The following is a 20,451-nucleotide window of genomic DNA, read 5'->3' as shown; positions in this document are numbered from 1 at the left end:
TTTATTTTTTCAAACCCGGTTTATCATTGTATCCAGCAGTGAAGATTGAAACTAAGAAAGTAATGCATACCCCTAAAATTAATGCCGTTTTCATCGTGCTGATTCCCCCCTTATATGTAAATGATGACCCTTACATAGCTAGTCTTATTATATCTTATCCCAAATATCATGTGAATAAAAATGGGAAGATTTCCTGAATTATCTTTTTTAGGGAATAAATCTGGACAATGTTTTTCTTTCGGATCCTTTTCTGCCTGTCGGGTCTAAACGGGTGATTCCGCTTTTCTTAGTGTCCAGCTCCATCACCCAGCCCCTCAGTCAGAACGGGTGATTCCGCTTTTCTTAGTAAAAAACCTTTTCCATTCAAAAGAAGAATGTTGGGGGACATCCTTGCATAAAGTGTATTAATCGCGCTCAAGTATCACCAATGATGGAGGAGGTCCTTATGGATATCTTAAAAAAAATTGAAAAGTATAGAGAAGATGAACAGCGGCTTAAGTGGGAAGGAACCTTCGTTGAGTATTTGGATATGTTAAAAGAAAAACCATGGGTTGCACAATCGGCTCACTCACGAGTTTACAATATGATAAAAGACGCCGGTATAGAGGTAGAAAATGGATCAAAGCGCTATAAGTTCTTTGATCATAAGCTATTTGGACTTGAAGACTCATTGGAACGTCTTGTTGAGGAGTATTTTCATCCTGCAGCCAAACGCTTAGATGTCAGGAAAAGAATCTTGCTGCTTATGGGGCCAGTAAGCGGAGGGAAATCAACGTTAGTGACAATGCTTAAAAGAGGTCTTGAGGCGTATTCACTGACTGACCGCGGAGCTGTGTATGCAATTAAAGGATGCCCGATGCATGAGGATCCATTGCATTTGATTCCCCATCATTTAAGAGAAGATTTCTTTCAAGAATCCGGCATTAGGATTGAGGGAAACCTCTCGCCATTAAACCTGATGAGACTTGAGCAGGAGTACGGCGGAAGAATTGAAGATGTGATTATTGAACGTATCTTTTTCTCAGAAGATAAGCGTACTGGCATTGGAACGTTCAGTCCTTCAGATCCGAAATCGCAGGATATTGCAGATTTAACTGGAAGCATTGATTTTTCAACCATTGCCGAATTTGGTTCAGAGTCTGATCCTCGTGCCTATCGGTTTGATGGAGAGCTGAACAAAGCGAACCGCGGTATGATGGAGTTCCAGGAGATGCTGAAGTGTGATGAAAAGTTTTTATGGCATTTGCTCTCGCTTACGCAGGAAGGCAATTTTAAAGCAGGGAGATTTGCGTTAATTTCAGCAGATGAACTGATTGTTGCGCATACAAATGAAACCGAGTACCGCTCATTTATTTCGAATAAGAAAAATGAGGCGCTGCATTCCAGAATTATCGTCATGCCTGTTCCTTACAATTTAAGAGTGTCTGAAGAAGAACGAATTTATGAGAAGATGATCAGTGAAAGTGATGTTGCAGATGTTCATATCGCGCCTCATACTATGAAGGTTGCGGCTATGTTTACAATACTGACGAGAATGAAAGATCCAAAGAGAGGCGATATCGATCTCGTCAAGAAAATGCGTTTGTATGACGGCGAAAGTGTAGAAGGCTATAATACAGTCGATGTCGAGGAGCTTCAAAAAGAATATGCTGATGAAGGCATGAGCGGAATTGATCCGCGCTATGTCATTAACCGGATTTCATCTACCATTATCCGTAAAGAAATTCCGTCCATTAATGCCCTTGATGTGCTGAGGTCTTTAAAAGAAGGATTGGATCAGCATGCATCTATCTCAAATGAAGACCGTGAGCGCTATTTGAATTTTATCTCAGTAGCCAGAAAAGAATACGATGATCTGGCGAAGAAAGAAGTGCAGAAGGCTTTCGTTTACTCTTACGAGGAATCAGCAAAAACGCTAATGGATAATTACCTTGATAATGTAGAGGCGTATTGCAATAAAAATAAGATCCGCGATCCGCTGACAGGTGAAGAAATGAATCCGGACGATAAGCTAATGCGTTCCATTGAGGAGCAAATCGGCATTTCCGAAAATGCGAAAAAAGCCTTCAGAGAAGAAATCCTGATCCGCATTTCTGCCTATGCACGTAAAGGGAAGCGATTTGATTATAATTCGCATGAAAGATTGCGTGAAGCGATCCAAAAAAAGCTGTTTGCCGATCTGAAGGATGTTGTTAAAATTACAACATCTTCGAAAACACCAGATGAACTGCAGCTGAAGAAAATTAATGAAGTAGTGAGACGGCTTATTGAAGAGCATGGATATAACTCGACATCTGCCAACGACTTGCTGCGCTATGTAGGCAGTCTGTTAAATCGATAATATAGAGCCAGGCATCTAGTGCCTGGCTTTTGCTTTCATGATTCAAGATTGGTTTCAAATTGGATAATAACGGGAAAAGAAAAGCCATACTGGAGGTGCTTAACATGACGAAAAAGAATGAAACAGAAGTGGAAAATGGAACAATGGTCCGTAATATGAAGGATTTAGTGGAGCACTCAAAGATTATGGAGCACATGAAAACAAATAAAGAAGTTGAAAAAAGCGGCAAAAAACCAGATCCAGCACAGCATGAAGAAGATAAATAAAAACTCTCTGCGCCTTTCAGAGAGTTTTTTTTTTGAATAAAATCAAGCATCCGCTAAATAAATATGCACGATGCAACTTGTCTATTTTTTAAAAAGACAAGTCTAATTTTCTAAATTATTTGTCAATTATCTCTTTTTCCAGCATAGGATAGAGTAATCTAAACAATGCCGAATCTAGACCCAAAGCTATTTTATGTAAGAAGGTATAGTTTGGTGAATATATTCCAAAAAATATTTTTTGGAGGGGGAGAATTATAGATGGTAAAAGGAAATGGACACAGCTTTGTCATTTCGAATGAAGATTGGTCCCTCCATCGCAAAGGCCACGATGATCAGAAGCGTCACCAGGAGAAGGTTCAGGAAGCAATCCGCAGCAATTTGCCTGATCTCATTACTGAAGAAAATATTGTGATGTCAAATGGCAAAGATGTTGTTAAGATTCCAATCAGGTCACTGGATGAATATAAAATCAGATATAATTATGATAAAAATAAACATGTTGGTCAAGGAAATGGGGACAGCAAAGTTGGCGACTTAGTAGCAAGAGATGGTTCTCAGTCAAATGCAAGCGGTCCAGGCAAAGGGCAGGGAGCAGGCGATCAGGCCGGAGAAGATTACTACGAAGCGGAAGTATCAATGATGGAACTTGAGGAGGCCTTGTTCAAAGAACTTGAGCTTCCGAATTTGAAGAGGAAAGAGCTCGATCAGATTGTCGTAGAGAATATTGAGTTTAACGATATTAGGCGCACAGGTCTGATGGGGAATATTGATAAAAAACGTACCATGCTTTCGGCATATAAACGTAATGCCATGGCGGGTACACCAAAGTTCCATCCAATTTATCCTGAAGATTTGAAATTTAAAACATGGAATGAGGTTGTAAAACCTGAATCACGGGCGGTTGTAATTGCCATGATGGATACGAGCGGTTCAATGGGAATTTGGGAAAAGTATATGGCCAGAAGTTTTTTCTTTTGGATGACGCGATTTTTGCGCTCAAAGTATGAGAAGGTTGAAATTGAATTTATTGCCCATCATACAGAAGCGAAGGTTGTTAAAGAAGATGATTTCTTTTCAAAGGGAGAAAGCGGGGGGACGATTTGTTCTTCTGCATATAGAAAAGCGCTTGAAATTATTGAAGAAAAGTACCAGCCTAGCCGCTATAACATTTACCCGTTCCATTTTTCAGATGGTGATAATTTAACTTCAGACAATGCCCGCTGCGTCAAACTGGTTGGAGAGCTGATGAAGGTTTCAAACATGTTTGGCTATGGCGAAGTAAATCAGTACAATCGTCACTCAACCCTAATGTCCGCGTATAAAAACATCTCTGATGAGAGATTCCGCCATTATATCCTCAAACAAAAGGTCGACGTGTTTCATGCGATGAAAGGATTTTTCCGAAAAGAAGAAGAGCAAATGTACGCTTAATTAAATATGATCATGAAAAGAGGATGAGGAATTCATCCTCTTTCCTTTTTCTTGAAAAAAGCATCTTCCAAAAAGATAAGAAAATAGGTAAAATAGGATAGTTCATATCACACACGGAAGTGACATTCAAAATGGAGGAAAACATGTCAGATCATATTTACAGAAAAGAACGCATTTATTTTATTTTAATGCTTTTAATTAGCATACCTATGTATTTCCTTTTTATTATTACTGGAATTGGACTCATTTTTTTACTTGGATTGATGCTTATTCCTATTATCGTTCACTTTCTTTCAATGGGGATGATACGAGGTAATGGCGTGAAGGTAACGCAAGAGCAGTTCCCTGAAATTCATGCCAAAGTATATGAATTGGCGATCAAAATGGAAATGAAAAAGCTTCCAGATGTTTTTATCGTTCAGTCAGAGGGGATGCTGAATGCATTTGCATCCAGATTCTTTGGCCGCAACATGGTTGTGCTGTATTCCGGAATAACAGAGCTGCATGTAAAAGAAGGAAAAGAAGAGCTTGATTTTGTGATCGCTCACGAGCTTGCACATATTAAACGAAATCATATTTTAAAAAATCTTTTTGTTTTGTTTGGAAATTGGGTACCGTTTTTAGGCAGTGCTTATTCTAGAGCGTGCGAGTATACGTGTGACGCACTGGCACACTATTATACTGAAAATCTTGATGCTTCAAAGCGTGCATTAACCGTTCTAGCCATTGGGCCGGAGCTTTACAGACATGTCAATGAGGCGGAGTACTTGAAAGAGAGCAGCCTTGAAAAAAATCTGTTTGTATGGCTTAGTGAAAAGGTTTCAACGCACCCGGCCCTTCCAAAGAGAATACATCAGCTAAATGAGAAATTCGGCAAGCATGATCCATCTATTTCATTTAAAACAACTGTGATGTTCAAAGCTGGACTGGCTGGATTTGCCGTCTTTGTTCTTCTTCTTGGAGCAGGGAGTGTGTTTCTTTTTCAAATGCTTTCAAAAACAAGCCTTTACAGTGATTTCATGCTTGAAAGTGAAGAAACGACACCTCTTATGCTGGCTGCTTCTGATGATGACAGAGAGCGTGCAATTGAATTGATAGAAGAAGGACAAGATGTGAATGCACAGGATGCTTTAGGGATGACACCGCTTATGTATGCGATCTACCCGGTATCGGATATGCTTGAAGAAGAGTATGGAAGCAATCTTGAAATGATTGAGCTTCTCCTTGAAAACGGAGCAGATCCAAATGTTTTTTCAGAAGAAGGAGATTTGGCTTCTGTTGATATTATCGCACAAGGTGACATAGAGCTTGCTGAGCTGTTAATTGAAAGTGATGCCGATGTGAATCTTGAGGATGGCTACGGCCAAACACCGCTGATATCAGCTGTTTACTCAGGGGATATCGAAATGGTTGAACTATTGTTGAATGCAGGAGCAAATCCAGATTACGCCAACATGGAAGGGGCAACAGCTGTTTCGATTGCTGAGGAAGAAAACATGAAAGAGATTGCAGACTTATTAAAGAAGTAGCCCTTAAGAAAGAGGTCCAAATCGAATATGATTTGGACTTTTTTGTCGTTATTTTTTAGTTTTACCAGGGAGAATAAATTTTGAATAGACAGATGACAGCTATTGTCACTTTTTAAATTAATACTTGATGCGTTAAATTTATTTACTGGCTTCACTATACACTTTTTAGAATTACCATTTTAAATAAAAACCTGTGCCAGAAGTTCTTCTAACACGGGTTTACAACTCTATTGGCAAAATAAATAAATAATGCTGTTTTAGGAAGATCAGTCATTCTCCCTTTAATTACCATATCAATTTTTCATAAACAACATAAATAAAGCAATAATAAAATTTGTAACTCATAAATCAAAAGAAAGAAGGGATTAAAATGACAGTATCAGCTCAAGTTAAGCAAACTCTTGCAGGATTAAAAAGCGCACAAGCTAGTTTAGAAACCTTTGCACTTGGTACAGATAATCAACAAGCTAAACAGCTTTACCAACAAGCGGCTCAACAAACACAAGCAGTTGTTGACAGTATCTCTCCGCGTCTTCAGGAAATTGAGCAAGAAGAACCTCAATACAAACAATAATTACAATAAAAAAGGTTGACTCAATCAGCCTTTTTTTATTATCGATAGAAACGGATAGGTGATTCCATGAAAAATAAGATGAAGACATTAAACATTTGTCTTATTATTGTTGCTGCTATTGGAATTGGTTCGGGATGTAATGGAAATCAGAATCAGCTTGGATCTGACAATAATGATATGAATATCGAGTATGTACATACGAGTAAGCCAATCGATCAATCTGTAGCCAATCAATCAAAAGAAAAAGTAATAAAAGAAGAGGAGATTTCAGGTGTAAAGGCTGTGAATACAGATAAGGAGCTGTTATTGGCGGTAAAAGTCGACCAATTTGACAGGTTTCGATTAAAGGACATCAAAAAGAAAGTGAAAGCAGACTTAGAAAAAAAATATCCCGAGTATGAAATCTTTGTTTCCACTGATCAAAAAATTTATTTGGAACTGGAACAGCTAGAACAAAAACTGCAAAAAGATCATACACAAAAGAAATCATTAAAAAAATCTTTCGATAAAATTAAAAGTCTTATGAAGGAAAAAGCATGACGAAAGAGGGATAGGCATGTCGAATAAGCAAAAGAAACAATTAACACCTGTACAACAGGAGTATCAAACCCTTGAAAAGCAGCTGGAAACAAAAAGGCCAATATTTAAAAATTGTATAAAAGCATTTTTAACAGGCGGATTCATTTGCCTGGTCGGTCAGTGTATTCAAATGTTTTATATTTATAATTTTGATTTTACTGATCAAACGGCTGGAAATCCGACAGTCGGGACTTTAATTTTCATCTCTATGCTTCTTACAGGTTTCGGAGTCTATGATCGAATCGCCCAATTTGGAGGCGCTGGGTCTGCTGTTCCAGTTACCGGTTTTGGAAATGCTGTCATATCAGCAGCCATTGAACACCGAACAGAAGGGTTTGTGTTGGGTGTAGGCGGCAATATGTTTAAATTAGCTGGCTCTGTCATTTTGTTTGGTACTTTTTCCGCGTTTGTAATTGCTACGATCAAAACCATTCTTATCCAGTGGGGTGGTTTGTAATGTTAATGGGTCATCGTACGTGGATCTTTGATCAGAAGCCGGTCATTCTCTCCACTGGAACTGTCGGAGGACCATTTGAAGCAGATGGGCTGCTAGCTGAAGATTTTGATCTCCTTCATTCCGATTTATGGTTAAAACAAGATTCCTACGAGAAAGCACATAAAGTTCTTATTGAAGAAGCTAATCAAAGAGCTATAGAAAAAGCTGGTCTTCAAAAGGAGCAAATTCAGTTTTTCCTTGGAGGAGACCTTATTAATCAGATTACTCCTACTAGCTTTGCGTGCCGGACATTAGGGACACCCTATCTTGGATTGTTTGGTGCCTGTTCGACCTCAATGGAGGGACTGGCTCTTGGCGCCTATCTTATTAACACCAAAGGAGCCAATTATTTATTAACAGGAGCATCCAGTCACAATACTGCGGTTGAAAAACAGTTCCGCTATCCAACAGAGTACGGTGGACAGAAACCGCCTACAGCTCAATGGACCGTAACTGGTGCAGGAGTTGCTCTATTAGGTCAATCAGGAGAGGGTCCTCGTGTTACATCTGCAACGATTGGCCGTGTCATTGATATGGGAATGACCGATCCATTTAACATGGGAGGTGCAATGGCTCCTGCTGCCGTTGACACGATTGAGGCTCATTTAACTGAACGAAATCTAGATCCCTCCTATTATGATTTGATTGTAACAGGAGATCTTGGTCAGATCGGACACGAAATTTCACTTGATTTATTTAAAAAACATGGGACCCCAATAAATGAAAAACAGTATCAGGACTGTGGAATGATGATCTATCGGGAAGGGCAGCCAGTACTCGCTGGAGCCAGTGGGGCAGGATGTTCAGCAACGGTCGTATACGGTCATTTGTTAAACCGAATGAAAAAAGGTGAGTTTAAACGCATACTGGTTGCAGCGACTGGTGCTTTATTATCGCCCTTAAGCTTTCAGCAAAATGAAACGATTCCTTGTATTGCTCATGCTGTGTCGATTGAATACGGAGGTGAATGACGATCATGATTTTCTTTTGGGCTTTTGTCGTAGGCGGTTTGATTTGCGTCGTTGGACAAATTATGTTTGATGTGTTTAAACTCACTCCCGCTCACACATTAAGTACGTTTGTTGTTATTGGTGCCATTCTTGATGGATTTGGTTTATATGAACCGTTCATTGATTTTGCAGGAGCAGGAGCTACGGTTCCGATTACAAGTTTCGGAAATTCCCTTGTACATGGGGCAATGGAAGAAGCAGAAAAACATGGGTTAGTCGGTGTCATTTCGGGAATGTTTGAAGTGACAAGTGCCGGTATTTCAGCTGCCATCATTTTCGGAATGATCGGCGCCTTGCTATTTAAACCAAAAGGATAAGGAGGATTCATATTGACCATCGCATCAGAAGTGAAACAATGTTTTGCTAACCTTAAAGGCATTGAGGCTGATCTATCTAGTTTAGCGTTGCGGACTCAGCAGAATGAATCAAAACGCACACTGCATGAAACCATGATGATCGTGCATGAAATATCAACAGATTTAAAAAAGCGAATTGGGGAATTGGAACGAGAAGAGTCTCAATATAAAGGTTTTTAGGATAAACCATTCTTAAACAGGAGGTGTAAAACAGTGCCTGAGTGGTTAGATGTAGTAGTACGGTCATTCTTATTTGTAGTTGTCTTATTTCTAATTACAAAATGGTTAGGTAAAAAGCAGCTTTCCGAACTTTCATTTTTTGAATATGTCACTGGCATTACAATTGGAAGTATTGCAGGAGAAGTTGCTATGGGGCTTGAAAAGAACATGATTCACGGGATAATCGGAATCGTGATCTTCGCTTCAATGCCTTTTTTAGCAGGATTGCTTTCTTTAAAAAGCAAAGCCTTTCGCGATTTTATAGAAGGGAAAGCAACTGTTTTTATTAAAGATGGGAAAATTATGGAAGAAAATTTAAAAAAGGAAAAATACACAACGGATGAATTGCTGGAATTGCTTCGAAATAAGGATGTCTTCCAGGTGGCTGATGTGGAATTTGCGTTATTAGAGCCGACGGGGGAACTAAGTGTTCTGTTAAAAAAAGAAAATCAGCCTTTAACTCCGAAAGATGTAAACTTGAATGTTGCTTCCATTAAGGAACCCCAGACTGTCATTATGGATGGAGAAATCCTAGATGAGCCGCTGTCTACTAGTGGCCGAAGCAGAAATTGGCTGAAAACTGAACTGGAAAAACTGGGAGTTACCATTGAAAATGTTTTTCTTGGACAGGTAGATTCTTACGGACAATTAACCGTAGACCTTTTTGATGATAAAATTCAAGTTCCATTACCTCAAGAAAAACCATTAATTTTTGCCGCAATGAAAAAATGTCAGGCAGACTTAGAACTGTTTGCACTTGGAACTGAATCAAAAGAGGCAAAGCATATGTATAGTGAAAATAGTAAAAAATTACAAGAGGCTATTGATAAAGTGACCCATATTTTAAGAGGGTAATGGCTGCTTCCTTCTCAGCGTGATGCAATCAAAAAAAGTGGCGTTTCTTCATATGAGGAGACGCGTTTTTAAATGCAGCAAACGGTGCAGGATAGTGAATCAGGTATTAGCAGAAAAATTTCACAAACTTTTATTGAATGGAGGCTTTAAATGTGCAATTTAGTTGGTTTCGGAATTGGCCTATTTTTTATGCTGATTGGAGGACTTTTTTTCTTTTTGAATTCAAAAAATGAACCAAAATATTTAAAGCTGATTTCCCTTTTTTCATTTGAATCAGGGATTTTTCTTTTAGGTTTGCTAATAATTCTTATATCTCTGCTTGATTTATTAGGTATTGGGAGCGGGACGTGTAAAAGTGATTTCTTCAACTCCCTCGACTAGATACGTATAACCGTATCTAGTAATTTATGAATTAGAACTTCACCTCCGTGTTTACCACCGTTCTGCATTTAACTAGTGCTTTTATTTGAGCCCTTTAAAACACACACAAATGCTTACTTACACACAAATGAGCAATAAGGCAACACACTGTCTATTTCAAAACCAACACACAAGGAAATGAATAAAACACAGCAGTTTAGCAGCTTGATAAATCAGAAGATTAAAAGGTTGGCACAGGACTTGCATAATACATATGTGAAAGAGAAAGAAACCAGATGGAGGGGAAACGATGAATATTTTACTTGTTTGTTCAGCGGGGATGTCGACGAGCATGCTTGTCACTCGGATGGAAAAAGCAGCAGAAGAACTGGGCGTTGAAGCAAAGATTTGGGCAGTGTCTGGTGATGCGGCAAAAGAAGAAATGAAACAGGCTGATGTAGTTTTGCTTGGTCCTCAAGTGAGATTTTTGCTGAAAAATATGAAAGCGATTGCGGATCCGAAAGGAATTCCGGTTGAAGTCATCAACTCCATTCAGTACGGAATGATGGATGGCAAGGCTGTTCTTGAAACAGCTGTAAGCTTGGCGAACAAATAATTCTAAACACTTTGAGATTGAGGGTGAAAAATCATGATGGAGTTTATTGAAAAGTATATTCTTCCCAGTGCCGTTAAGTTTGGGAATAACCGTCATTTATTAGCGATTCGCGATGCACTCATTGGTATGATTTCTATTACGATGATCGGTTCATTTGCTGTTTTATTCAATAATTTAGGTGCTGCTATTCCGCCATACCAAAAAATGATGGTCTGGATTTTTGGAGATACATGGACAACACTTGGCGGAGACATATGGTGGGGAACCTTTGCTTTTATGACGGTTTTTGCAGTAGTAGGAATTGCCTATAAGCTTGCAAGATCCTATGATGATGATGGATTTGAAGCCATGCTTGTTGCACTTGCATCGTTTTTCGTCCTTGTTCCTCAAGTTGCAAAAGTGACGCTGACGATTGCGGAAAAGCCTGAGACAGGGGATGCTTGGGGTTTTATCAGCAATACGTATTTAAACTCTACTGCTTTGTTTACAGGGATCGTTGTATCTCTTGTTGCAACAGAAGTTTTTGTCAGATTGGCTAAAGTGAAATTTTTAATCATAAAGCTTCCGGATGGAGTACCTCCTGCGGTTGCAAGAGCCTTTGCAAAGCTCGTACCTGGTATGATTACGATTTTTATTTTCGGACTTGCCGGTTTGTTGTTTAGAAAAGCAACGAACGGCATGTATTTGAATGACTGGCTGAATCAAGTGCTTGTTGCACCGCTCACAAATGCAGCTGATTCTCTGCCATTTGCCATCTTACTAGCTTTCCTTATTCATGCTTTTTGGGCAATTGGCTTACACGGACCGAATATACTGGGCGGGATTACAACGCCGTTATTTACACAACTTGGAAATAAAAATATTGACTTGGCGGCAGCCGGGGTAGATGATCTTAGTAAATATGCAGTAATGGCCGGTCCATATTTCGATGCATTCGTCTTTTTGGGAGGATCAGGTGCGACACTTGGACTGCTGATTGCTTTGCTTGTTGCCTCTAAGAAGCGTAAACAAATTGTGGCCTTAGGGATGCCGCCTGGTATATTCCAGATTAATGAACCAGTTCTGTTCGGTTTGCCGATTGTACTGAATCCTATTTGGCTTATCCCTTTTATCTCAACGCCGATTGTGCTGACGGTTACATCATATCTGGCGATTGATCTTGGTCTCGTACACCCTGTAGTCACAAATATTCCTTGGGTGACACCGCCTATCATCGGAGGATACCTGGCGACAGGTGCCCATCTTTCAGGAGCGGTCATGGCAGGAATCAATCTCGTGATATCGATTGCGATCTATCTGCCATTTGTCATTTTCCAAGAGCGGATTGATTCGAAAAAAATAAAAGAACAAACAGAGGCTGGCAATAACAATTTATCTGTATAACTTAAAGGGAGGAAGTACAATCATGACAGCAAGCATTTCAATTGAACAAACGGCCTTCCAAATCATTCTTCACAGCGGCAATGCACGCAGTTCTCTAATTGAAGCGATGCAATATGCCAGAGAAGGGAACTTTGAAGAAGCGGAAGCATGTTTTGAACAGGCAAAAAATGAGCTGAAGGAGGCTCACCATTCTCAGACAGGTCTTATTCAGGAAGAAGCCCGCGGTCAGAAAGCAGAAGTGTCCATTCTTTTAGTGCATGCACAGGATCACTTAATGAACACTATCACGGTTCGAGAGCTGACACAGGAGATTATTTATTTGCATAAAAAAATAGAAAAGAAAAACTGAAAAATGAGAAAGGGGAACGATTTGTGTGCGCTCCCCTTTGTTTTTTATAAAAAGAATGAGGTGAATATAATGAAAATTGTAGCCATAGGCGGCGGTTCAAGCTATACACCGGAATTAATTGAAGGATTTATCAAACGCTACAGCGAACTCCCTGTTTCAGAAATCTGGCTCGTTGACATCGAAGCTGGTAAAGAGAAACTGGAGATTGTCGGGCAGCTGGCCAAGCGAATGGTCGAAAAAGCCGGAATTCCAATTCAAATTCAGTTAACGACTGATAGAAGGCTTGCGTTAAAGGATGCCGATTTTGTGACAACACAAATGCGTGTAGGGTCGATAGATGCTCGGATATTGGATGAGAAAATTCCGCTTAAGTATGATGTCATCGGACAAGAAACGAATGGTCCAGGCGGCTTATTTAAAGGGCTTCGGACGATTCCAGTCATTCTTGATATATGCCGTGACATGGAGGAGCTTTGTCCGGATGCATGGCTGATTAACTTTACGAATCCAGCAGGAATGGTTACAGAAGCTGTTTTAAGATACAGCAAGATTAGGAAAGCAGTAGGTTTGTGCAACGTTCCCATCGGCATGAAAATGCACATTGCAAAAGTCATGAATGTTGAAAGTGCACGAATACAAATTGATTTTGCAGGTTTGAATCATATGGTATTCGGTTTGCGTGTATATTTAGATGGGAAGGACAAAACTGCTGATATTATCGATAAACTGATTGCTGAGGATAAGCAAATGTCGATGCAAAACATTGCGTCCCTTGAATGGGAGCCGCAATTTTTGAAAGCGCTGCAGGTGATTCCATGTCCATATCACCGTTATTACTATAAAACGCGGGAAATGCTTGCTCAAGAGAAAGAAGAGGCTGCTGTAAAAGGGTGCAGAGGAGAAGTCGTAAAGCAGCTTGAAAAAGATTTGTTTGAACTCTACAAGGATCCAAATCTGTCGATCAAGCCGCCGCAGCTGGAAAAACGCGGAGGGGCTTATTACAGTGATGCTGCCTGCAGCTTAATTAACTCCATTTACAATAATAAAGGGGACATTCAGCCAGTAAATGTTGAAAATAAGGGAGCGATAACAAATCTTCCTTATGAGTCAGCGGTTGAAGTGGATTGCATCATTACAAAAGAAGGTCCTAAGCCAATTGCGGTGGGAGAGCTTCCTGTGGCTGTCAACGGGCTGGTTCAGCAAATTAAATCGTTTGAAAGAGTGGCGGCTGAGGCAGCAGTTACAGGCAGCTACGAAACGGCTTTACTCGCCATGTCCATTAATCCCCTCGTTCCATCAGATCGTGTAGCAAAGCAAATTCTTGATGAAATGCTGGAAGCGCATAAACAATACCTTCCGCAGTTTTTCAAGGAAGCTTCTTATCGTTAATAGTATTTTAAAAGTTTGGTATTGGAGCAGAAAATGGCGACTGAAATTTTAAATAAAGCTCTTTTCGTAAAGTTTGCTGCTTTTAGAAAAAATGGTTAAAACCTTTAGTGGATTGCAGCCGAAATCCACGGGTACAATTAATAACCTAAAACAACAATCAATGCGAAAACAGCCTTAAATAATAACTAATCAAGCACACCCTCTTTAAGAAGACAGGAGGAATTTTATGCCTCATTTTATTATCAATGCAGATGATTTTGGCTATTCACGGGGTGTGAATTACGGAATCATTGACGCACATACTCACGGTATTGTAAATTCAGCGACAATGATGGTGAATATGCCTGGTGCAGAGCACGCTGTTTCGCTTGCTAAGCAGCATTCCGAGCTCCAGATCGGCATTCACTTAACGCTCACTTGCGGAAAGGCAGTAAGCGATCAAGTACCTTCTTTACTAGATAATAACGGCTTTTTTAAGATTAAAAATGATCCTGGGCAAAACCAGAATCTGAATAGTGCGGAAGTTGAGATTGAATGGGAGGCGCAAATTCAGCGGTTTTTGTCATTTGGACTCACTCCGACTCATCTGGACAGTCATCATCATGTTCATTCATGGCCAGTGCTTGAGCAGGTTATTAAGAAGCTTTCAAATAAGTATGATTTGCCGGTCAGGCGTTTTTGGGAAGGGGAAAAAGAAGGCCTGGAAGCATTCTCTGATGTATTTGTTCATACTTTTTACGGTGATGATTTAAGTCCGGATTATTTTACGGATTTGCAAGAGAACTATCACGGGGATATTCGGGTTGAAGTCATGTGCCACCCTGCGTATATTGATGAAGCATTATTAAAGGGTTCTTCCTATTGTTTGCAAAGAAGCAATGAGCTTTCGATTTTGATGGCATCTGGACGTATATAGCTTATTTATCTCAATCTCACTTCTAGGGGAACCGCCATACTGGTACCCTTAGAAGCAGATAATCTTCTTATTATTTCATTTTTCTCCCTTTAAATGCCTGTTTTATTGATTGAAGAATATTATATGCAACATACGATATAACAAAAATAAACAGGGTAAATAGCTGGGTCCAAATTAAATTTTCTGTCATGCTTTTCAGCCCCAAAACATTTACTCCCATCTCAATTATTTTTATGAAAAAAACATGGATAATATAAATACCTAATGCATTACTACCAATTTTTGTTACAAGCAAACCTTTTCCTAACTGATTGTTATTCAGTGCAAAGGAAAATAAAAACAAGGTTAGAAAAATGGTGGATATAAAATATTCTCCGTGACTGCCTGATAATCTCTTTTCTAAAATATAGCCCTCTACCACTTGCAGACATGAAAAGACAAAAAATAAATATAGATAAATGTTTATATTTATTTTCAAGGATTTCATAAATTGTGAATGATAAGCAAAGAAAAATCCTAACGTTGTATAAAATAAACCGAAGAATATTGCATCTCTAGTGTTTATCGAAATTTTATAGAATATTGAATAGGATTGTCCGAAAAGGCCTATGATGTTCAAAATAAAACTAAGTGTTAATAGCACATTTAGTTTTTTTAGTCTGAAAAAAATAAACAGAATAATGATACTCCAAATTAAGGCCGTTAAAAACCATAATTGATACCCGCTGGTCCCTTTGCCAAAATATAAAAGATTCAGCATTGTAAATTCATCAAAATACTTCATTAATTTCTGGTGAACATTAGAATGACTTTGATAGATGACGAGAACATCGTAGATTGTATAAAATATGAGCCAGCAAACGTAAATTTTAACTATTTTTATAACATATCTTTTGAAATATACAACAGACTCTCTGTTTTTTAAAATTTTTATTCCGAACAAATAACCAGAAGCAACAAAGAAAAAAGGAACAGCGAATCTAGAAAGGTTATCAAGAATAAATAATGCAATCTGACTATCTAATGGAAACGTATGTATCACAACTACAGCAAATATCGCAAAAAATTTAATAAAGTCTATTGCATAATTTCTCTCCATTATATAGCCCCTTCGTTCTGGTTTTAGAATGGTCTTATTATTTACAAAAATTGCTTTTATAATAAAAAAACGTCCGTCTGGATTACATCAGACGGACGTTTTTTCAGTTTTAGCACTGCTCTCATTTTTTAATAAGAAATCCATGATGAAGCACACTTCATCATTAGGGATGGCAATTTGATATGCTTCTTCAATTTTATTTAATGCTTTACGTATTTTTAAATAAAGAAGATAGTGTTCATTTATTTTCTCTTCTTTATCAGGATAGGTGACAAAGGATTGTTTATTTCTCAAGCGGTCAAGCATACAGCTGATATGAAGAACGATGCCCATCAGGCTTTCATGATTCAGATACGTATTTGTCTGAAGCTGAAGATCGTTTAAAACGTTTCGCACAATCGTAATGACTCCGCTTGCATCATCAATTGAAAGAGTCTGCTGCAGAGCATCGGCCATTTTAATATACGTTTCCTCATGGGTTATCAGCTCTTGTATCGTTTTGATCTCCTTCATGTTCAAAATATCCTGAACGTGTATGGTCCTGTAAGGCAAGGCAATTTCGAAGTTGCAGACAATACAGAGAATATTGCGCTCTTTTGATATATTTGTAAGCATTTTGTGCATTTCTTTTCGATCAAAAATACTGATCGGCAAGATCTCAATGATTTCTTTATTGAAATGCAAATAATTTTCAAGGATATTTTTGATCGCAATGGCACTGCCTTCACCAGTTAAACATGCGGTTAAGATCACTGATTTCATCGTTTGGCTATTTGAACGCTTCTCTTTTTGAGTCTGAAGATAGAAGGGTGTTAAATTTTTAACGTCCTCATATAGTTCATCCAAATGATAGCCAAGGCTTGATTTTCGGGAGGCCTCTATGACATGTGCGGTGCTGACCATAGGGATGACTTTAACGGGAATGGAGAACTCGGTTTCAATCATTTCCCCAATAAAGGACAAGGATCCCATATCAATCAATAGGAGCAGTCCGCTGCAATGATGCAAGGCCTTGATCTCTTTTTTGACACGCTGCAAGAATTCCTCTGGCGATTCATGCAGCGGCATATCAATCCCTGTAATTTCTTCATTACCCAAGAGATGATTGGTTACAGCTGCCATTTCTCTTGCAATTCCGTTTCCATGAGCGAGTACGAAGACGGAAGTGTGAAAGCTCGGTGCTTCATCAGAATCTACAACGAAAAACATCGTAAGAAACGCAACTTCATCAAACGGAATCGTAATGGAAAACGTATCCTCAACAAGCCTCATACTCTCGATTGCCACATTAAATTGGTCCCGGTATTGCTCACGGATTGCCGTTAAATTCGGATGATAAATTTGTTTATGTGATTCCAGCCGCTGCATTAACGTTTGCAGATGAAGGGAGAGGCCTACAAAAACTTTCTCATCAAACGTGCGGTTTAATCTTTTTTCAGCCAGATGAATAATTTTTTCGCTTACTTTTACAATATCTGCTGAAAGAATCTTTTGAAGATTTTCCTTGCTCATTTGCTGGATCGTTTGCTTTAAATATTGTTTGAAAAGAGCCTGGATGTTATGGTCCATCAGCATAGCCATTTCATCTTGATTGATATTCTGATTTTTCAATTCTTCATATTTCATATCAATTTGTTCATAAATAGTATGGTCAAATGAAGGCTGAGCCTGAACGGAATAAGTGTCGGTCGGGCTGAACGTGTATTGCTCGTTCATTTGAATCAGAGAATGTTTCGTTTTTTTCTCAATAAATAAGCCTTCTTTAATATACCAGTTCAAATCTGAAGAACGGATCTGAATGCTTTGCTTTTTATTTGTGACATATTCAGCATATGCTTTTGCACATGTCAGCTGAATGTCCGCTTTGAGCTGGCCAATGTTGCTTGTGCATGGATAGAAGAGCAAAGCACGCATTGTATTCGGTGAGACGTGAATTTCTTTTCCTAAGCGGATGCTTTCATCTGTGAAGAAGCGTTTGATCAATAACAAGCGTTCTTCAGAGGAGCGTTCCCGAAGCGGAGGGAGGGTGATGACCATCGGCATTCTCCGTTTAAATGTCTGGAGCAGAGAGGAAACGGGATCTTCCGTTGTAGCTGCCAGAATGAGAACCTGTGCTTTGCGTTCATTCTCTGACTCTCCTAATCTGCGGTACATCCCTCCATCGATAAACGTAAAGAGCATCTCTTGTCCTTCAGGTGAAAGCCGATGAACTTCGTCTAAAAATAAGATTCCCCCATTTGCTTTTTCAATCAGTCCTTTTTGTTCAACAGCTCCTGTGTAAGCCCCTTTTTTTACACCGAAAAGCTGGCCAAGCAAAAGCTGAGGATTATTTGCATAATCAGCACAGTTAAAAACAACGAATGGAGCGGTCTCAGTCAGTCGCGCTGCTTCCATTGCAAACTTATGCATCATGGAGGCGAACATCGATTTTCCAACACCTGTTTCGCCAAATATTAGCGTATGCATGCCATGAGGGGGGTATAGGATAGCTGATTTTGCCTGATCGAGCGCTGTCCTCAAACTGCGGTTTTCCTTTTGAAACGAATCAAGCAAACTGACACTATCGTTTTCATGGATGGAAAAATCAGACGAATTCAGATAGAAAACAACGGGTCTTGACGAGGATTTTGATAGTTTTCCTTCTTTCACTAATTTATTCAGATCACTGCTTACATTTGCACGATCCAACAAAAGCAATTCTGAAATTTGATAGGCAGAAAATCCAGTGTTGTTCTGCTCCTGGGTAAATAAGCTGTAAACCAGATCCTTTCTCTTCATAAATCGTGACACCCCTTTTGATAAAACGCTTACAAAATATAAGAATAAATATTCAGAATTCAAGTGTAATCTACTATATAAAATATCACAGAGACCTTAAAATGAACATCATTTTAAGCTGTTAAATAGATCTATTGGAATAGGCCAAATCTTTTATAGATTTGACCTGATTCTATTGGTATTAAAGTGGGAATTTCAATGTTATCCTGGTACCTTCGCCGAGCTTGCTCCAAACCGTAATCTGTCCATGGTGGGCATGAATTAATTGCTTTGCAATCGCAAGGCCGAGTCCGGTTCCTTTTGTCGATTCCTCAGTGTTTGTTCCTCTAAAATATCGATCAAATAGGTTGTTTTTAGTTGCCTCGTCCATTCCTTTTCCATTGTCTTCAATGAAGATGGAAAAGGAATCATCCGCTTTCTTCAGAGAGATCCTGACGCTTGTTGACGGCGGGTTATGCTTTATCGCATTGGCAACAAGATTTTCGATGATGCGATGAAACCACTTGCGGTCAATAGGATAACAGATTTCTTCTTCGGACGGCTGAAAATCAATAAGACGCTCTTGATACAGGGGATCATTTAAAATATGAACAAGTGTTCTTCTAATTATTTCGTTCATTTCTTCAGTTTCGATTTGCAGGGGAAGCGCGTTATTTTTTAAACGATAGGTCAAATTAAAGTCATCAATGAGAGATGTCATATAGCTTGCTTTATCTTTCATAATACCGGCAAATTCCTGCACTTCATCTTTGGTCCAGTCATATTGCTCAGATTGAAGCATATAAGCATAGCCGTATAAAGAGCTTAAAGGCGTTTTTAAATCATGAGAGAGTCCGGTAATCCAATCTTCTCTTTTTTCATCCATCTCAGCCCGGTCCTTCTCTTTTTGAATCAAATTAGAAGTCAGAACATTCAAAGAGTAAATAATATCATGATAGATTCTAAATGAGTTTTTTAATTTTCCGTTATGGCGTGAGCTTGCTCTGACGCCTTTTTTAGACAGCGGTTCTTCGTATCGTCCAAATGCAAGATTCTCAATCCATAGAATCATATGCAGCAGCGGCCGCCCCAGCTTATTGGAGTACCATATGGAAATAAGGAAAAATAACATCCCCGTAAAGAGAGTAAAAACAGCTAATCCCTTTAGCAAGGACAAGACTACAGTATTGTCATACTGATCGTCAGGAAAATAGCTTTTATTTGGTGTGCCGATGATATAGATATTTCCGGTTGTTGGATCAACATAACTTGATATGGACGTTTTGTGGTTCCATGGTTCTTTTTTATAGGACAAGATTTCATAGTAGCCAGGTAAATTTTTGTTTTGTTTATTAAAAGAGTAGAGAAGTGAATAATCTGGATTGTAGACCGTAAGCCATCCGTTCTTTTTTGAAAAAGTTTCTTCCAATTTTTTGGTGAGTGCAGGTGTTTCATTTACCGTAATGCCGCTGTCAATGAGTTCTGTCATTAATTCGGTATTGACCGAATGCTTTCCGTAAAGCACGATATATGATTCTTCCTCCTGATGCAGCATCCAATACGTTTGTTCATAGTGAAATGCTTTTTCAGCTTCAGCAAAAAAATTAGGCAATGTGTATTTTTTAGGGATGGAAGAAGGAGTTAAATAAGAAAAAACAACGTTTCCCTTTTCATCAATCACCTGGAGCCAGCCATTCTGCTTTTTAATCGCACTTTTTGCATATTTGTCCAGGGAGATGGCATCCTCTGAGAACTGAAAGATATCTCCTATATATAATGGATCAATCCGCTTTACTTCTTTTTCTAAAATATTATTAAAATCCTGAGTCATTAAGATTGCCAGTGTCGCTCCGATGATGGTCAGGAACATAATGAACCAGACGACCATATGAAAAACGAAAAAACGGGTAAGCTTTCGTTTCAAGT

At 38.9% G+C, this 20,451-nt stretch carries 19 protein-coding genes; 16 read left to right on the top strand and 3 right to left on the bottom strand.

Annotation, left to right across the window (positions count from 1 at the left end; genetic code table 11):
- Positions 1 to 445 precede the first annotated feature (445 nt).
- The 16 genes from CYJ36_RS13435 to chbG all read left to right on the top strand — a co-directional run bounded on the left by CYJ36_RS13435 (position 446) and on the right by chbG (position 14,669).
- Positions 446 to 2,341, top strand: a complete 1,896-nt coding sequence (locus CYJ36_RS13435; protein WP_101567777.1) for a PrkA family serine protein kinase — start codon at positions 446 to 448, stop codon at positions 2,339 to 2,341.
- A gap of 104 nt (positions 2,342 to 2,445) precedes the next feature.
- Positions 2,446 to 2,607: a hypothetical protein gene (locus CYJ36_RS23675; RefSeq protein ID WP_180850311.1), complete on the top strand. Its 162-nt coding sequence runs from the start codon at positions 2,446 to 2,448 to the stop codon at positions 2,605 to 2,607.
- Positions 2,608 to 2,865: 258 nt separating this feature from the next.
- On the top strand, positions 2,866 to 4,038 hold the full coding sequence (yhbH, locus tag CYJ36_RS13430) for a sporulation protein YhbH (protein WP_101567776.1): 1,173 nt from the start codon (positions 2,866 to 2,868) through the stop codon (positions 4,036 to 4,038).
- A gap of 143 nt (positions 4,039 to 4,181) precedes the next feature.
- On the top strand, positions 4,182 to 5,567 hold the full coding sequence (locus tag CYJ36_RS13425; RefSeq protein WP_180850309.1) for a M48 family metallopeptidase: 1,386 nt from the start codon (positions 4,182 to 4,184) through the stop codon (positions 5,565 to 5,567).
- A gap of 370 nt (positions 5,568 to 5,937) precedes the next feature.
- Positions 5,938 to 6,141 (top strand): DUF1657 domain-containing protein, encoded by a 204-nt coding sequence (locus CYJ36_RS13420; RefSeq protein WP_101567774.1) that lies wholly within the window; start codon positions 5,938 to 5,940, stop codon positions 6,139 to 6,141.
- Between the two features lie 78 nt (positions 6,142 to 6,219).
- Positions 6,220 to 6,681: a YhcN/YlaJ family sporulation lipoprotein gene (locus CYJ36_RS13415; protein WP_257962476.1), complete on the top strand. Its 462-nt coding sequence runs from the start codon at positions 6,220 to 6,222 to the stop codon at positions 6,679 to 6,681.
- A gap of 16 nt (positions 6,682 to 6,697) precedes the next feature.
- Entirely contained in the window at positions 6,698 to 7,177 is a 480-nt protein-coding gene (gene spoVAC / locus CYJ36_RS13410) for a stage V sporulation protein AC (protein WP_101567772.1), read from the top strand.
- Positions 7,177 to 8,187, top strand: a complete 1,011-nt coding sequence (gene spoVAD, locus CYJ36_RS13405; RefSeq protein WP_101567771.1) for a stage V sporulation protein AD — start codon at positions 7,177 to 7,179, stop codon at positions 8,185 to 8,187. Before spoVAC ends, spoVAD begins: the two co-directional genes overlap by 1 nt.
- A gap of 5 nt (positions 8,188 to 8,192) precedes the next feature.
- Positions 8,193 to 8,543: a stage V sporulation protein AE gene (spoVAE, locus tag CYJ36_RS13400; RefSeq protein WP_101567812.1), complete on the top strand. Its 351-nt coding sequence runs from the start codon at positions 8,193 to 8,195 to the stop codon at positions 8,541 to 8,543.
- Positions 8,544 to 8,555: 12 nt separating this feature from the next.
- Entirely contained in the window at positions 8,556 to 8,762 is a 207-nt protein-coding gene (locus CYJ36_RS13395) for a DUF1657 domain-containing protein (RefSeq protein ID WP_101567770.1), read from the top strand.
- Between the two features lie 33 nt (positions 8,763 to 8,795).
- Positions 8,796 to 9,656: a DUF421 domain-containing protein gene (locus tag CYJ36_RS13390; protein WP_101567769.1), complete on the top strand. Its 861-nt coding sequence runs from the start codon at positions 8,796 to 8,798 to the stop codon at positions 9,654 to 9,656.
- Positions 9,657 to 10,326: 670 nt separating this feature from the next.
- Positions 10,327 to 10,632: a PTS sugar transporter subunit IIB gene (locus tag CYJ36_RS13380; protein ID WP_101567767.1), complete on the top strand. Its 306-nt coding sequence runs from the start codon at positions 10,327 to 10,329 to the stop codon at positions 10,630 to 10,632.
- A gap of 33 nt (positions 10,633 to 10,665) precedes the next feature.
- Positions 10,666 to 12,015 (top strand): PTS sugar transporter subunit IIC, encoded by a 1,350-nt coding sequence (locus CYJ36_RS13375; protein ID WP_101567766.1) that lies wholly within the window; start codon positions 10,666 to 10,668, stop codon positions 12,013 to 12,015.
- 22 nt (positions 12,016 to 12,037) lie between these two features.
- Positions 12,038 to 12,364: a PTS lactose/cellobiose transporter subunit IIA gene (locus tag CYJ36_RS13370; protein ID WP_101567765.1), complete on the top strand. Its 327-nt coding sequence runs from the start codon at positions 12,038 to 12,040 to the stop codon at positions 12,362 to 12,364.
- A gap of 69 nt (positions 12,365 to 12,433) precedes the next feature.
- On the top strand, positions 12,434 to 13,753 hold the full coding sequence (locus CYJ36_RS13365) for a 6-phospho-beta-glucosidase (protein ID WP_374702805.1): 1,320 nt from the start codon (positions 12,434 to 12,436) through the stop codon (positions 13,751 to 13,753).
- 226 nt (positions 13,754 to 13,979) lie between these two features.
- Complete coding sequence (chbG, locus tag CYJ36_RS13360) at positions 13,980 to 14,669, top strand: chitin disaccharide deacetylase (protein WP_101567764.1); 690 nt, start codon at positions 13,980 to 13,982, stop codon at positions 14,667 to 14,669.
- A gap of 70 nt (positions 14,670 to 14,739) precedes the next feature.
- Here chbG and CYJ36_RS13355 read toward each other — a convergent pair whose 3' ends face one another.
- From CYJ36_RS13355 to CYJ36_RS13345, 3 genes are all read right to left on the bottom strand, one after another.
- Positions 14,740 to 15,768 (bottom strand): acyltransferase, encoded by a 1,029-nt coding sequence (locus CYJ36_RS13355; protein ID WP_101567763.1) that lies wholly within the window; start codon positions 15,766 to 15,768, stop codon positions 14,740 to 14,742.
- Between the two features lie 87 nt (positions 15,769 to 15,855).
- Positions 15,856 to 18,546, bottom strand: a complete 2,691-nt coding sequence (locus CYJ36_RS13350) for a sigma 54-interacting transcriptional regulator (RefSeq protein WP_101567762.1) — start codon at positions 18,544 to 18,546, stop codon at positions 15,856 to 15,858.
- A 181-nt stretch (positions 18,547 to 18,727) separates the two neighbouring features.
- A complete protein-coding gene (locus CYJ36_RS13345; protein WP_219621102.1) occupies positions 18,728 to 20,449 on the bottom strand; it encodes a sensor histidine kinase in 1,722 nt (573 codons plus the stop codon).
- Positions 20,450 to 20,451: the final 2 nt, after the last annotated feature.

The organism is Bacillus sp. UMB0893 (assembly GCF_002858905.1).
GTDB lineage: Bacteria > Bacillota > Bacilli > Bacillales > Bacillaceae > Bacillus_P.
The sequence above is the reverse complement of the archived record's forward strand: the minus strand, read 5'-3'. Positions and strand labels throughout refer to the sequence as shown.

What these genes read in the sequence shown, in the direction of transcription:
- CYJ36_RS13435 (WP_101567777.1), top strand. Translation starts at nt 446, where the DNA reads ATGGATATCTTAAAAAAAATTGAAAAGTATAGAGAAGATGAACAGCGG.
- CYJ36_RS23675 (WP_180850311.1), top strand. Translation starts at nt 2,446, where the DNA reads ATGACGAAAAAGAATGAAACAGAAGTGGAAAATGGAACAATGGTCCGT.
- yhbH (WP_101567776.1), top strand. Translation starts at nt 2,866, where the DNA reads ATGGTAAAAGGAAATGGACACAGCTTTGTCATTTCGAATGAAGATTGG.
- CYJ36_RS13425 (WP_180850309.1), top strand. Translation starts at nt 4,182, where the DNA reads ATGTCAGATCATATTTACAGAAAAGAACGCATTTATTTTATTTTAATG.
- CYJ36_RS13420 (WP_101567774.1), top strand. Translation starts at nt 5,938, where the DNA reads ATGACAGTATCAGCTCAAGTTAAGCAAACTCTTGCAGGATTAAAAAGC.
- CYJ36_RS13415 (WP_257962476.1), top strand. Translation starts at nt 6,220, where the DNA reads ATGAAGACATTAAACATTTGTCTTATTATTGTTGCTGCTATTGGAATT.
- spoVAC (WP_101567772.1), top strand. Translation starts at nt 6,698, where the DNA reads ATGTCGAATAAGCAAAAGAAACAATTAACACCTGTACAACAGGAGTAT.
- spoVAD (WP_101567771.1), top strand. Translation starts at nt 7,177, where the DNA reads ATGTTAATGGGTCATCGTACGTGGATCTTTGATCAGAAGCCGGTCATT.
- spoVAE (WP_101567812.1), top strand. Translation starts at nt 8,193, where the DNA reads ATGATTTTCTTTTGGGCTTTTGTCGTAGGCGGTTTGATTTGCGTCGTT.
- CYJ36_RS13380 (WP_101567767.1), top strand. Translation starts at nt 10,327, where the DNA reads ATGAATATTTTACTTGTTTGTTCAGCGGGGATGTCGACGAGCATGCTT.
- CYJ36_RS13375 (WP_101567766.1), top strand. Translation starts at nt 10,666, where the DNA reads ATGATGGAGTTTATTGAAAAGTATATTCTTCCCAGTGCCGTTAAGTTT.
- CYJ36_RS13370 (WP_101567765.1), top strand. Translation starts at nt 12,038, where the DNA reads ATGACAGCAAGCATTTCAATTGAACAAACGGCCTTCCAAATCATTCTT.
- CYJ36_RS13365 (WP_374702805.1), top strand. Translation starts at nt 12,434, where the DNA reads ATGAAAATTGTAGCCATAGGCGGCGGTTCAAGCTATACACCGGAATTA.
- chbG (WP_101567764.1), top strand. Translation starts at nt 13,980, where the DNA reads ATGCCTCATTTTATTATCAATGCAGATGATTTTGGCTATTCACGGGGT.
- CYJ36_RS13355 (WP_101567763.1), bottom strand. Translation starts at nt 15,768, where the DNA reads ATGGAGAGAAATTATGCAATAGACTTTATTAAATTTTTTGCGATATTT.
- CYJ36_RS13350 (WP_101567762.1), bottom strand. Translation starts at nt 18,546, where the DNA reads ATGAAGAGAAAGGATCTGGTTTACAGCTTATTTACCCAGGAGCAGAAC.